Raw genomic sequence first — 13,151 nt, 5'->3', positions numbered from 1 at the left:
CCGTTATGTATTTTTATATATTGAAATGACTGCCGTACCTACTGAACAGCATTCTCTTGATGAATGGCTGGCTTATCTTGAATCCATTCATTCAACGTCCATTGATATGGGTCTGGATCGTATCAATGAAGTGGCCAAACGCCTTGATGTTGATTGGTCTGGTGTGAAAATTATCGTGGGTGGCACAAATGGCAAGGGTTCAACCTGTGCCATGCTAGAGTCCATTTACCTGGCAGCGGGTTATTCGGTTGGTATGTACACCTCGCCACACCTGGTTCATTTCAATGAACGCATCCGCCTGAATGGCATCATTGCAGATGATGCCTCAATCATTGCGCAACTGGCACACATAGAGAAAGTACGTGCAGAGATTACACTTACCTACTTCGAGTATACAACGCTGGCGGCATTGCTGCTGTTCAAGCGGCATAATGTTGATGTTGCCGTACTGGAAGTGGGTTTGGGTGGCCGCCTCGATGCGGTCAATATCGTTGATGCCGATTGCTCCATTGTCACTAGCGTGAATATCGATCATACCCAGTGGCTGGGCAATACCCGGGAAGAAATCGGATTTGAAAAAGCGCATATTTTCAGGGCAGGCAAGCCAGCCATTTGCAGTGACCCTGAACCCCCACAATCCCTTCTTGATTATGCCAAGCGCATAGATGCGGATTTATGGCTGTTCGGCAAAGATTTCAATTATGCGGGTGATAAACAGCAATGGGCGTTTGCCGGGCGTACGCAGCGTCGCAATGCTTTGGCCTATCCCGCTTTGCGTGGGGCAAACCAACTGTTAAATGCATCAGCAGCCCTGGCTGCCATCGAATCGCTTCGTGGTCGTCTTGCCGTGCCGATTCAGGCTATCCGTGAAGGTTTGTTGCAGGCATCCTTGCCGGGTCGGTTCCAGATTCTGCCTGGTCAGCCTACCGTGATCCTTGATGTTGCCCATAACCCGCACGCTGCCGCTGTGCTGGCACACAATCTTGATGGCATGGCTTACTTCCCATATACCCATGGTGTTATTGGCATGCTGAATGACAAGGATTGTGAGGAAGTCCTTAAAAAAATGGGGCGGCGTATCGATCATTGGTATTGCGCAAGTTTGCCAGGTGACCGAGCCCGCTCGGGTCAGGATATTGCCAATAAAATTACGGCTCTTTTCCCGGCAGATAAAGACGGTTTGCCAACCGTTACGGTCTATGATACACCTGTAAGCGCCTACGAATCCGCCCGGGAAAAAATGGGTAACGATGATAGAATTGTGGTTTTTGGTTCATTTGTAACGGTGGCTGCCGTTATGCAAAAGCTAAATAAATAAAGGGTTGATTGACCGTAAAGTTAACGCTCAACAAGGATTTATATGGGATTGTTCAATTCACAAAATAACCAGTATCAACGCCAGCGGTCTCGTACACGCATGAGCGAGTCAGAGCAACAGGCGCTCAAGGCCAAGGCTCGCAATCGGCTGATTGGTGCTATTGTATTGATTGTTTTGGCAATTATCGTGGTTCCTGCTGTTCTTAATACGAATGATTCTCCTGAAATTCAGCAATTGCCGCCGATGGCTCCTTTAGTGACGGGCGGCAACAATGATGCCAATGTGGCCGGAACCCTGTCTGTCGTTACCGCGCCAGGGGTCGAGTCCAATGGCAGCGCGTCAACTTCCCAGCTCGTCAACACAGACGGAACAGTTGCCGGTGATGTACAGGTAACCGGTTCCGTAGCCTCTGATACCGCCATTGTTTCCGAGCAACAGCAGGAAACGCCTGTTGAATCAGTCGCTTCCGGTACTGCCATTGTGGCAGGCAACGAAACCCAGAATCTGGCAGAGCAAGAGGTCAAAGCCACTACACGTACACCCGATTCCAGGGAAGTCGTCAAAAAACCCGAGCCAGAGCGTAGCAAACCGGCAGAGGTTAAGGGGCCTGATAATCGCATTACCATTAAAGAAACCGAACGAACTGATGACGGATCACGTGCACTGGCTTTGCTGGAGGGGCGCAGTCCTTCAGTCAAGCCGAAAAGCTCTCCCAAGGTAACCAGTGGGAATTACTCCCTCCAGGTGGCATCTTATTCTTCTTCAAAAGATGCCCAGGATAGACGTGAAAAATTAATTGCCTCTGGCGTTTCCAATGCATATGTACAAAGTGCCATGGTTAATGGCAAACAGCAGTATCGTCTTCGCGTGGGTCCATTCAATTCGCGTGAAGCGGCCCAGGCTGCACAAACCCGTTTGCGCACGCTGGGTTACGATAATGGATTTATTTCTGCCAATTAAATCATTGTGACCGAATTTGATTATATAGCGCTAGGCATTGTGACCGTGTCTGGTTTGCTTGGGTTAATGAGAGGGTTCCTGAAGGAGTTTTTCTCATTAATGGCCTATGTTGCCGCATTTGTTGGTGCTGTCTGGTGGGGGCCTCAGGTCTATCCCTGGTTCCAGACATTGATTGATAACTCCCTGTTAAGTATGGGTATTGGTTACGGGTTGACCTTTATTGGTGTTTTGCTGGTGGTGGGTTTGCTTAACCTGACCCTTGGCACGCTGATCGAAAAAACCGGTCTTGGCCCGGCGGATCAGGGATTTGGAATTATATTTGGATTGGCACGGGGCGTTCTTATTGTTCTTGTGCTTGTCGTTATTGCGGGATACACTCCTTTTCCTCAGGAACAATGGTGGGTAAATGCACGTTTTTCAGGGGCGGCTGTCAATCTGATCAAGCTGATTGCGCAGTTATTGCCCGAGAGTGTGGGATCTTACCTGCCTTATCAGTAGTTTTCATCGTTAAAAATAGGTATACACAATATGTGTGGAATAGTCGGGATCGTCGGTCGTTCTCCTGTTAATCAATTGATATATGACAGCCTGCTTTTATTGCAGCATCGTGGTCAGGATGCGGCGGGTATAGCAACAGCAAACGGCAATAACTTTAATATGTTCAAGGCACATGGTCTGGTCAGGGATGTGTTCAGAACACGTAACATGAGGTCATTGCCGGGTAATTCGGGTATTGGGCAGGTGCGTTACCCCACGGCCGGTTCAAGCGACAGCCTTGAAGAGGCGCAGCCGTTTTATGTGAATGCGCCTTTTGGCATCACTTTTGCCCATAATGGTAATCTGACTAATTGGCGTGAATTGCGCGAGTCGCTGTTTAGGGTGGATCGTCGTCATATCAATACCAATTCCGACTCCGAGGTGTTGTTGAATGTGCTTGCCAATGAGCTGCAAAATGCATCGCAAGGTATCTCTTTGGATACTGACACGATTTTCAAAGCGGTGGCGTCACTTCATAAACGGGTAAAAGGGGCGTATACCGTTATCGCCCATATTGCCGGTTATGGCATGCTGGCTTTTCGTGATCCGTTTGGCATTCGCCCATTGTGTCTGGGACGCTCAGAGTCTGAGCAGGGTGTCGAGTGGATTGTGGCATCAGAGTCTGTTGCCATTGAAGGTATCGGGTTTGATTTTGTACGTGATATACAGCCTGGCGAAGCGGTCTTTATCGATCTTGATGGCAATGTTACCTCTCAACAGTGTGCTGAAAATCCTGTCCTGACTCCTTGTCTGTTCGAGTATGTTTATTTTGCCCGGCCTGACTCAACCATTGACGGTGTTAACGTTTATAACGCCCGCCTTAAAATGGGTGAATATCTTGCCAATAAAGTTGCCAAGCAATTGCGTTTAAGTGATATTGATGTGGTAATGCCTATTCCTGATTCCTCACGACCTGCTGCGATGGAGCTGGCTTCCCATCTTAAGCTGGAATACCGCGAAGGATTTATCAAGAACCGTTATGTCGGACGTACCTTTATTATGCCCGGCCAGGCAGTACGTAAAAAATCAGTGCGGCAAAAATTGAATGCCATGAGCATGGAATTCAAGGGGAAAAACATTTTGTTGGTTGATGATTCTATTGTGCGCGGCACGACAAGTCGTGAAATTGTGGACATGGCCAGGGCGGCAGGTGCCAAGAAGGTTTATTTTGCTTCTGCTGCGCCAGCCGTGCGTTATCCTAATGTGTATGGTATTGACATGCCCTCACAGGATGATCTGATCGCAACAGGCAGGACCCCCGAGGAAGTGGCCAAGGAAATTGGTGTTGATGGCTTGGTGTATCAGGATCTTGAGGATCTTAAACGGGCCATTCATGATTTGAACCCAAATATTACCCAATTTGAGGCATCCTGCTTTGATGGGAAATATGTGACCGGCGATATTGATGAGGCTTATTTGAAGCGTCTTCACGACACCCGCCATAAAGAGGGTGGCAATACAGAGCCACAGGGTGGCTTGCAATTCAATATGGGTTACGCTGCAAATAACGGCTCAAATTACTAGTCGCTAATCATTGACCGGGCAGTGTTGTTCTTTCTGAATAACACTGCCAATGAAGCAATAACAATTACAGCAAATAGCAGCAGGCTCCAGATGGCATATTCAACGCCAAATAATTCTGCCCGGGCATCCATGCAGGTGGCGTAAATACCAAACAGCCATGGTACAGCGGCATCCAAACTCGTTGTTTTGGCCATGAAACGGTCGGCAAATGTCATGTCACAGGAAAACATCACAGAAGCCACGCTATATTGGTACCATGCAGAAAGAACACCACAAACACCCAGTCCGCCTGTGATAAGGGAAAATATCTTTTTTGCGATACCTGAACGAAAAAAATTGGCCAGCAGGCAAACCGCAGCGATGATCAGGAGTATGAGGCGTTGCAAAACACACCAGGCGCATGGGGGCATATCAAGAAAGTATTGACAGAATAGGGCAAAGCCAACCGCAACCAGACAGGCCAATGCAATTGTATTCAGTATTTTTTGTGTCATGGATAAACTTTGTTCAGGAATGAAGTTTGGCAATATCGCCCGAAAGAGACATTATAAGCTCGTATGCACCGTTCCAAACAATTTGTACACCAATGCTAAGCAGGATAAAAGCTGACAGCCTCATGAAAACCGCTGTTCCGGTAGAGCCGAGTTTATAAAGGAATTGGGCGGCATAGCGCAAGCAAAGATACACAATAATTGCAACAAACAAAATACCTGTAAGGGTTCCAGTCAGGTTGAGCAGGCTATAGGTTGGACTGGAACTTTGAATCGTGGCGCCAATTGTGATGGCGGCGGAAATACTGCCCGGTCCACAGGTAATGGGAAAGGTTAATGGAAAAAAAGCATGTGCCTTGACTTTTTCCATGGTGAATTGCTCGGCCAGTTTTTCAGCGTGAAGCATGTCGTTGTCTTTGGCATTAAGCAACTGCCAGGCGCTGGCCACCACCAGAATTCCGCCAGCCACTCTGACAATCGGCAAGGAAATGCCAAAAAAGCTCAGGACAATATTGCCACCTACGGTTGCACAAACAAGCATGATAAGTACATTAATGGCGATTCTTTTTGCCAAAAGAGCACGTGTGGCACTGCTGGCGCCACTGGTCATGGTCCAGAAGATAGGGGTTACTGCAGGTGGGTTGACGAGTGGCAGCAAAGTACCTACAACGAACAGGAAGCTGCGACTTATAAAATAAAAATACTCGTTCATTATTTGATGCGGGTATCCGGATAGGTAAGGTTTTTCAGGGTTTCAAGCAAATCACGTTCAAACAGCAGCTGTGTGCGCGGGTTTTCAAGTGTGGCTCCATCAAGAATGAAAACGTCTTCTACGCGCTCACCCAAGGTCATGACTTTGGCCATTTGAAGATTAATGTTGTGCCTGCTGAACGTAGATGCAAGGCTGTATAGTATACCCGGAGTATCTGTGGCTGTAATTGAAAGTCGCCAGGATTTGCTATGCTCATCGGGCTGGAGCTCTATACTGGGTACAATGGGAAAGGTTCGTGAACGACGAATGCCGGGCGACATGCTGAACCGGGATCTTCGCTTAAGTACGCACTGAAAGTCTTCGAGCTGTTTTTTTGTGATTTTATCGGCAAGGCCATGTTCAATAATGGGAACGTAAGAACGGGTGTCTTCTCCAAAAGCAAGGCTTTCAATAATAAAGCTGTCCAGTGCATAGCCTTCATTGCTGGTATGAATGCGGGCATCAAGAATGTTAATCTGGTTTTCATAGAAATAGGAACAGATCAACTCAAACAGGTTTTCTTTATCCTTGGTATAAACCAGCAGCTGAATGCCTTCATTCTTATCGGTAGGTCTGGCTTTCACAATGGTTTGTGTGGTGGAAACCGACTTATAGAGTTGCCGGGTATGCCAGGCAATTTCCTGGGGATCATGGCGCAGAAAGTAGGCAACATCCATTTTTGACCAGAATGCATCCCGGTCCTCATCGTCCAGTCCGGCCAGGCTGATTAATGCCATCGCTTCATTTTTGCGTTGGGCCAGAATGCTGCTGCGATCCAATTGTGCTCCTCCCAGGGCAGCCAGGGCCTGATTGTACAAATCTTCAAGAAGTTTGCCTTTCCAGGCACTCCAGACTTTCGGGCTGGTGCCACGGATATCAGCCACGGTTAGCAAATAAAGCGCACTCAGGTAACGCTCGGTTTTTACCAGATCAACAAAATTCTGTATAACCTGAGGGTCTGACAGATCCTGTTTTTGCGCCACTTGGGACATGACAAGATGATTCTCGACCAGAAACTCAACCAAGCGGGCGTCTTGCGGTTCAAGTTTGTGGTCTTTGGCGAATTTTCGGACTTCAATGGCACCCAGTTCGGAGTGGTCTCCACCCCGTCCTTTGGCAATATCATGAAAAAGGGCGGCCACATACAAAAGCCAGTGCTTTTCAAAATAAGCAATCAGGTGACTGGCCAGCGGGTATTCACGGGCATGTTCCGGCATGGTGAAGCGTCGCAGGTTACGAATCACCATCAAGGTATGTTGATCGACAGTATAGACATGAAACAAATCATGCTGCATCTGGCCAACCACATTTTTGAAGGCAGGGATGTACATGGGCAGGACATTCAACATTGTCATGCGGCGCAGGTTATGCACAATGCCTACGGGAGATTGCAGTATTTGTAAAAAAAGACGCCGGTTGACCGGGTTGCGTCTGAATTGGGCGTCTATCCTGAAGCGAGAACTCCAGATGGCTCGCTGTGTACGAACGGTCATGTCGGTAAGCTCGGGGTGCTGCTGCATGACCAAAAACGACTTTAGCAGTAACTGGGGCTTGCGCTCAAAGGCATCATCCGCCTTGATGTCGAGTCTTTGCTGAATGCTGCAAAAGTCCTCATCAATATCCACCCGCATAGGATTGGTGACAGGAAAAAAATAGTCTTGGAAATTTTGCATCATGAATTGGGTGAGCTGATAAACAATTCGTGCTGAATTGTAATACCGTTGCATGAGCACTTCGCTGGGACGTTTGCTGTCTTGGGGTTTTATTTTATAAATTTCCGCCAATACCGGTTGAGTATGAAAAAGCAGCCGATCATCACGTTTGTTGGCCAGTAAATGAAGTTCAATCCGCAGTCGCTTGAATTCCTGTTCGGCTTTTTTCAACTTGCTTGATTCATCATCGGTCATTAATCCTGCGCTAACCAGATTTCGCCAGCTTGGTCCCATTCCCGCGGCCGTGGCAAGCCAATGTATTTGCTGCAGATCCCTATGGCCTCCTGGAGACTCTTTGCAGTTGGGCTCAAGTGAATAGGGGGTGTCATTGAAGCGGGCATGACGCTGTTGCAATTCGAGCTTTTTGGCCAGGAAAAATTCGCGCGGATTTAGTTGGTCACGGAATTTTTTATTCAGTTCAAGAGCCAGTTTTCGATTGCCCAGTAAAAAACGCAACTCAAGTAGCGAGGTTTCTATCGTTATGTCTGTTTTTGATATTTCAAGGCATTGTTCAATGGTTCTAACACTATGGCCAATTTCCAGACCAAGATCCCATAGCATTGCGACAAAAGACTCAAGTTCGATTTTTTCTTTGGGTTCCGGGTCTTGTCTGAGCAGGACAAGAATATCAATATCGGAAAAGGGGTAAAGTTCTCCTCTTCCATAACCTCCTACGGCACAAAGTGCGGCATGTTGGGGAAGAGGATAGAATTCGACCAGGTTTTTAAATGCCTGGTCTATGACCTTGCGTAATGATACCAGCAAAGTATCCGGTCTTATTTTTTGTTGTCTGTATGAGTCAAAAAGATGCTTTTGCTGCTCGTTAATTTGTTGTTTAATAAGGAGTACTTTGCTGGTGATATTCATTTTTTATTGTTTGATAAAAGCGGGTGGGGCTGGCATGCCGGGTGAGGTGGTAAGGATTTCATAACCGGTTTCGGTAACAATGAGCGTATGTTCCCATTGCGCGGAAAGACTATGGTCTCGTGTAACGACTGTCCATTGGTCGGCCAGTAAACGCGATTCTCTACGACCGGCGTTAATCATGGGTTCTATGGTAAAAACCATGCCTTTTTCCAGTTTCTGGCCTTCTCCGGGCTTGCCAAAGTGCAATATTTGCGGTTCTTCATGAAAATTGCGTCCGACACCGTGACCACAATATTCACGTACCACTGAAAACCCATGGGATTCGGCATGTTTCTGAATGGCATGGCCAATATCGCCAATGGTTGCGCCAGGTTTGACTTGCTGTATGCCAAGCCACATACACTCGTAGGTGTTTTCAACAAGACGTTTTGCCAGAATTGAAGGGGCGCCGACATAGAACATACGGCTTGTGTCACCATACCAGCCGTTTTTAATAACCGTAACGTCAATATTAAGGATATCTCCGTTCTTGAGTTTTTTATCTCCCGGGATACCATGGCAAATAACGTGATTCACAGAAATGCATACACTGCCTGGATAGGGGGGGTGTCCGGGTGGCGCGTAACCAATGGTGGCCGATTTGACTTTCAGGATGTCGGTCATGTAGGCAAGGCACAGGCGGTCGATTTCACCGGTTGTGACACCTGGTTTGACGAATGGCGCAATATAATCCAAAACAGAGGCGGCTGTTTGGCAGGCGTCCCGCATTTGGTCGATATCAGTTTGATTTGTTAAAATTGGCATAACTGCTTGAGTAAATTATAAAAAAGATAGTAGAATGGTGGGCTTACCTGAAATTGTGGGGTAAGGAGAAGTGGTGGAAAGCATAGATTGTACCACTTATTTTTATTTTCAATTAAGCAGTAAATCGCGTGTATTTTTTCCTAGGGTGTTGATTTTAAAAAATAAATCAATGCTAAAAATACACAGGAACTAACCCTTTGGAGTTTTATATTATGTCATTAATGCGTGAAATGCTGGAAGCAGGTGTACACTTTGGTCACCAAACCCGTTACTGGAATCCCAAAATGTCTCAGTACATTTTTGGCAGCCGTAACAAAATTCACATTATCAACCTGGAAAAAACCGTAGCCAACTACCTGGAAGCAATGAAATTTGTTCGCCAGACAACCGCTCGCGGTGGTAAAGTCCTGTTTGTTGGTACAAAACGTGCTGCTCGTGAAACGATTGCGGCAGAAGCAACACGCGCAGGTATGCCTTATGTTGACAGTCGCTGGTTGGGTGGCATGATGACCAACTTTAAAACTGTCAAAAGCTCTATCAAGCGCCTGAAAGAAATGGAAGCTGCAGTTGCAGATGGCAGCACCGAGCGCATGAGTAAGAAAGAAGCCCTGATGTTCGAACGCGAACTGGAAAAACTGAACAAATCCATCGGTGGTATCAAAGACATGAACACCTTGCCCGATGTGTTGTTCGTTATTGACGTTGGCTACCACAAAATTGCCATCCAGGAAGCCCGTACGCTGGGTATTCCAGTTGTTGCCGTTGTTGATACCAATCACTCTCCTGATGGCATCGATTACGTTATTCCTGGTAACGATGACTCTGCCAAAGCAATCGCCCTTTACGCTAAAGGCGTAGCTGATGCCGCCCTTGAGGGCCGTGAGCAAAGCCTGAATGGTCTGGTTGAGACCATTGTTGAGGTCGAAGAAGAGTTCGTTGAAGAAGTTCAGGAAGACGACAACAACTAATATGACAGCATTCTGCACAATTTTCATGTGTCATGAAAGTCGTGTGTGTTGTCAATTGATCCCGTAAGGCTGATCAATTATATTTGTAAATTCAATTCGCCCCGCCCAGTCGGGGCGACTTTAAAAATACTGGAGTAAAAATGGCTGCGATTACTGCTGCGATGGTTAAGGAACTGCGCGAGAAAACAGATGCGCCCATGATGGAATGCAAAAAAGCCCTGACAGAAGCTGATGGTGACTTGGCTCGCGCCGAGGAAATCCTGCGTGTCAAGCTGGGTAGCAAAGCCAGCAAGGCCGCTTCGCGTGTTACTGCTGAAGGTCTGGTTGGTCTTTTTATTGCTGAAGATGGCAAAACAGGTGCTGTTGTTGAAATCAACTGCGAAACTGACTTTGTTGCGAAAAATGAAGACTTCATTAACTTCGTCAATCAAATGGCTGAATTGATTACCAAAGAAAATCCTGCTGACGTTGAGGCACTGTCTGCCCTGCCATTTGCTGAGGGTACCGTAGAGTCAACACGCTCAGCCCTGATTGGCAAGATTGGTGAGAATATGTCTATTCGCCGCTTCAAGCGGATCGAAACCGAAAACCTGTTGGCCAGCTATGTTCACGGTGGTCGTATTGGTGTATTGGTTGAGTTCGCGGGTGATCCTGAAGTGGGTAAAGACCTGGCCATGCACATTGCTGCCACCAAGCCTAAAGCGATCGATGCCAGCGGTGTACCTGCCGAGGAAATCGAGAAAGAACGTTCTGTTGCAGAGCAAAAAGCGTCAGAGTCTGGTAAACCTGCCGATATCGTTACCAAAATGGTTGAGGGTTCTATTGCCAAATTCCTCAAGGAAGTTACCTTGTTGACCCAGCCATTCGTGAAAAATGACAAACAAACGGTTGAGCAAATGCTGAAAGAGAAAAAAGCTTCTATTTCCAGCTTTGCCATGTTTGTGGTCGGTGAAGGTATTGAAAAACAGGTTACAGATTTTGCTGCTGAGGTTGCTGCTGCTACCGGTAACTAAATCACGCATTTTCGCCTGATAAAAATAATCCCCTTTTAAGGGGATTATTTTTGAAAACTGCAAAAGTCTTGTTCCGGACTTGTTACAATAGCATATTAATTTTTTTAAGGATGCCTTGGCATGAGTGGCAATAAATTTAAACGCGTTCTTTTAAAGCTTTCCGGCGAAGCCTTGATGGGTGACGATGCTTATGGCATTAATCGAGCAACGATTATTCGCATGACGGAAGAAATTGCTGAGGTTGCGAAGTTGGGAATAGAGCTTTCTATTGTCATTGGCGGCGGTAATATTTTCCGTGGCGTGGCGCCCGGAGCGCAAGGCATGGACAGGGCAACCGCAGACTACATGGGTATGATGGCAACAGTCATGAATGCCCTGGCATTGCAAGATGCACTTAAAAACCACGGTGTTGTTGCACGGGTTCAATCTGCATTGAATATTGATCAGGTGGTAGAGCCTTATATTCGACCCAAGGCCTTGCGTTATCTGGAAGAGAAGAAAGTGGTTATTTTTGCTGCCGGCACAGGAAACCCATTCTTCACCACGGATACCGCTGCCGCATTGCGTGGTGCGGAAATGGGTGTTGAAATTGTCATGAAAGCCACGAAAGTCGATGGCATTTATTCTGCGGACCCCAATAAAGATCCTACCGCGACAAAATATTCGCGCATCAGTTTTGATGAGGCCATTACCCGTCGTCTTGAAGTGATGGATGCAACGGCATTTGCTTTGTGTCGTGACCAGAAACTTCCTATTATGGTTTTTTCAATTAACAAGCCGGGTGCCCTGAAAAGAGCTGTTTGCGGTGAAGATGAAGGCACGTTAGTTCACGTATAAAGGATATGCAATGAGTATTTCAGAAGTAAAGAAATCAGCTGAAACCAGGATGAGTAAATCCATTGAGACGCTGAAAAACAATTTGTCAAAAATTCGTACGGGTCGAGCCTCTGCTGCGCTGCTTGATCACGTGCAGGTTGAGTATTACGGTTCAATGGTTCCTGTCAGCCAGGTTGCGGCAGTGAATGTGATTGATGCGCGCACACTCAGTGTTCAGCCATGGGAAAAAAACATGGCCGGACCGTTGGAAAAGGCGATTCGTGAATCAGATCTGGGTTTGAATCCCGTTGCGATGGGTGAGCTTTTGCGTGTGCCAATGCCTGCCTTAACGGAAGAGCGTCGCCGTGATCTGACCAAAGTGGTTAAAAACGAAGGTGAAGATGCTAAAATTGCAATTCGTAATCTGCGACGTGATGCCAATGACACTTTTAAGAAAATGGTGAAAGAGAAAGAAATCTCGGAAGACGATGAGCGTCGTGGTCAGGATGATATCCAGAAAATGACGGATAAATTCGTGTCTGAAATTGATACCCTGGTTTCTCAAAAAGAAGCCGAAATCATGAAAGTTTAAGCGTTGGCTTATATTTTTACATTAATTGAAATTTGCCAATGATTCAGAGTTCGACACTTGATATTCCGGAAACCCATGATGTGCCAAAGCACATTGCCATTATTATGGACGGCAATGGCCGCTGGGCAACCGATCGAAAAATGCCTCGTACGGCAGGGCATGTCCGTGGCGTGCAGGCGGTACGTAAAGTTGTCGAGCATTGCGCCAGAAGCGGCGTCAGCTATCTGACCCTGTTTGCATTCAGCTCAGAGAACTGGCGTCGTCCTAAAGATGAAGTCTCGTTGCTCATGCGTCTTTTTATTCGCACTCTGGAGCGGGAGGTCAAACGCCTGAATGAAAATGACATATGTCTGAAGGTCGTGGGTGATTTGTCTCAGTTTGAGCCAAAACTCCAACAACTGATTCTGCAATCTCAGGAAAAAACCAGCGGTAATACTAGAATGACCCTGACAATTGCTGCCAATTACGGGGGCCGCTGGGATATTCTGCAGGCCATAAAGCGTCTGGTTGCTGAAAATCCGCAAGCCGTTCAGGATCCAGCGTTAATCAATGAGCAACTGCTTGGCAGTTATCTCGCCATGTCCTGGGCACCAGAACCCGACCTGTTTATCAGAACGGGGGGGGAGAGCCGCATTTCAAATTTCATGATTTGGCAGTTGGCTTACACAGAGCTTTATTTTACCAATACTTACTGGCCAGACATCAAAGAGAAAGATCTGGAGTTGGCTTTTGAGTGGTACCGGGGACGTGAACGCCGGTTTGGGCGCACCAGCGCACAGCTTAAAACAAAATAACAAG

13 protein-coding genes are annotated in these 13,151 nt (G+C 47.0%); 9 read left to right on the top strand and 4 right to left on the bottom strand.

What is annotated here, in order from left to right:
* Positions 1-25 precede the first annotated feature (25 nt).
* Genes folC through purF form a run of 4 tightly spaced genes read left to right on the top strand, consistent with a single transcriptional unit; the run spans position 26 to position 4,339 of the window.
* The gene (gene folC / locus KU392_RS08735; protein WP_169294409.1) at positions 26-1,318 is read left to right on the top strand and encodes a bifunctional tetrahydrofolate synthase/dihydrofolate synthase; all 1,293 of its coding nucleotides are present in this window, start codon (positions 26-28) and stop codon (positions 1,316-1,318) included.
* Positions 1,319-1,360: 42 nt separating this feature from the next.
* Positions 1,361-2,278, top strand: coding sequence for an SPOR domain-containing protein (locus tag KU392_RS08730; RefSeq protein WP_246587388.1), 918 nt, complete (start codon positions 1,361-1,363; stop codon positions 2,276-2,278).
* A 6-nt stretch (positions 2,279-2,284) separates the two neighbouring features.
* The gene (locus tag KU392_RS08725; RefSeq protein WP_169294410.1) at positions 2,285-2,776 is read left to right on the top strand and encodes a CvpA family protein; all 492 of its coding nucleotides are present in this window, start codon (positions 2,285-2,287) and stop codon (positions 2,774-2,776) included.
* A gap of 30 nt (positions 2,777-2,806) precedes the next feature.
* A complete protein-coding gene (gene purF, locus KU392_RS08720; protein ID WP_169294411.1) occupies positions 2,807-4,339 on the top strand; it encodes an amidophosphoribosyltransferase in 1,533 nt (510 codons plus the stop codon).
* Here purF and KU392_RS08715 read toward each other — a convergent pair.
* From KU392_RS08715 to map, 4 genes are read right to left on the bottom strand one after another with little or no spacing between them, the layout of a single operon-like run.
* Positions 4,336-4,833: a disulfide bond formation protein B gene (locus tag KU392_RS08715; RefSeq protein WP_217735090.1), complete on the bottom strand. Its 498-nt coding sequence runs from the start codon at positions 4,831-4,833 to the stop codon at positions 4,336-4,338. The genes purF and KU392_RS08715 overlap by 4 nt on opposite strands.
* Before the next feature lie 13 nt (positions 4,834-4,846).
* Complete coding sequence (locus tag KU392_RS08710) at positions 4,847-5,542, bottom strand: MarC family protein (protein ID WP_217735089.1); 696 nt, start codon at positions 5,540-5,542, stop codon at positions 4,847-4,849.
* On the bottom strand, positions 5,542-8,160 hold the full coding sequence (locus KU392_RS08705) for a [protein-PII] uridylyltransferase (protein ID WP_217735088.1): 2,619 nt from the start codon (positions 8,158-8,160) through the stop codon (positions 5,542-5,544). The genes KU392_RS08710 and KU392_RS08705 overlap by 1 nt, the downstream gene beginning before the upstream one ends.
* Before the next feature lie 3 nt (positions 8,161-8,163).
* On the bottom strand, positions 8,164-8,964 hold the full coding sequence (gene map / locus KU392_RS08700) for a type I methionyl aminopeptidase (RefSeq protein ID WP_169294414.1): 801 nt from the start codon (positions 8,962-8,964) through the stop codon (positions 8,164-8,166).
* Positions 8,965-9,176: 212 nt separating this feature from the next.
* Between map and rpsB the strand changes: the two genes are divergently transcribed.
* From rpsB to uppS, 5 genes are all read left to right on the top strand, one after another.
* The gene (gene rpsB, locus KU392_RS08695) at positions 9,177-9,932 is read left to right on the top strand and encodes a 30S ribosomal protein S2 (protein ID WP_169294415.1); all 756 of its coding nucleotides are present in this window, start codon (positions 9,177-9,179) and stop codon (positions 9,930-9,932) included.
* Positions 9,933-10,072: 140 nt separating this feature from the next.
* On the top strand, positions 10,073-10,945 hold the full coding sequence (gene tsf, locus KU392_RS08690; RefSeq protein ID WP_169294416.1) for a translation elongation factor Ts: 873 nt from the start codon (positions 10,073-10,075) through the stop codon (positions 10,943-10,945).
* 120 nt (positions 10,946-11,065) lie between these two features.
* Entirely contained in the window at positions 11,066-11,782 is a 717-nt protein-coding gene (gene pyrH, locus KU392_RS08685; RefSeq protein WP_169294417.1) for a UMP kinase, read from the top strand.
* A gap of 10 nt (positions 11,783-11,792) precedes the next feature.
* The gene (frr, locus tag KU392_RS08680; RefSeq protein ID WP_169294418.1) at positions 11,793-12,353 is read left to right on the top strand and encodes a ribosome recycling factor; all 561 of its coding nucleotides are present in this window, start codon (positions 11,793-11,795) and stop codon (positions 12,351-12,353) included.
* A gap of 38 nt (positions 12,354-12,391) precedes the next feature.
* Complete coding sequence (gene uppS, locus KU392_RS08675) at positions 12,392-13,147, top strand: polyprenyl diphosphate synthase (RefSeq protein WP_169294419.1); 756 nt, start codon at positions 12,392-12,394, stop codon at positions 13,145-13,147.
* Positions 13,148-13,151: the final 4 nt, after the last annotated feature.

The organism is Advenella alkanexedens (assembly GCF_019132845.1).
Lineage (GTDB): Bacteria > Pseudomonadota > Gammaproteobacteria > Burkholderiales > Burkholderiaceae_B > Advenella > Advenella alkanexedens.
The sequence above is the reverse complement of the archived record's forward strand: the minus strand, read 5'-3'. Positions and strand labels throughout refer to the sequence as shown.

Coding starts and splice junctions, on each gene's coding strand:
- rpsB (WP_169294415.1), top strand. CDS start 9,177: ATGTCATTAATGCGTGAAATGCTGGAAGCAGGTGTACACTTTGGTCAC.
- pyrH (WP_169294417.1), top strand. CDS start 11,066: ATGAGTGGCAATAAATTTAAACGCGTTCTTTTAAAGCTTTCCGGCGAA.
- tsf (WP_169294416.1), top strand. CDS start 10,073: ATGGCTGCGATTACTGCTGCGATGGTTAAGGAACTGCGCGAGAAAACA.
- KU392_RS08705 (WP_217735088.1), bottom strand. CDS start 8,160: ATGAATATCACCAGCAAAGTACTCCTTATTAAACAACAAATTAACGAG.
- frr (WP_169294418.1), top strand. CDS start 11,793: ATGAGTATTTCAGAAGTAAAGAAATCAGCTGAAACCAGGATGAGTAAA.
- map (WP_169294414.1), bottom strand. CDS start 8,964: ATGCCAATTTTAACAAATCAAACTGATATCGACCAAATGCGGGACGCC.
- KU392_RS08715 (WP_217735090.1), bottom strand. CDS start 4,833: ATGACACAAAAAATACTGAATACAATTGCATTGGCCTGTCTGGTTGCG.
- KU392_RS08710 (WP_217735089.1), bottom strand. CDS start 5,542: ATGAACGAGTATTTTTATTTTATAAGTCGCAGCTTCCTGTTCGTTGTA.
- purF (WP_169294411.1), top strand. CDS start 2,807: ATGTGTGGAATAGTCGGGATCGTCGGTCGTTCTCCTGTTAATCAATTG.
- uppS (WP_169294419.1), top strand. CDS start 12,392: ATGATTCAGAGTTCGACACTTGATATTCCGGAAACCCATGATGTGCCA.
- folC (WP_169294409.1), top strand. CDS start 26: ATGACTGCCGTACCTACTGAACAGCATTCTCTTGATGAATGGCTGGCT.
- KU392_RS08730 (WP_246587388.1), top strand. CDS start 1,361: ATGGGATTGTTCAATTCACAAAATAACCAGTATCAACGCCAGCGGTCT.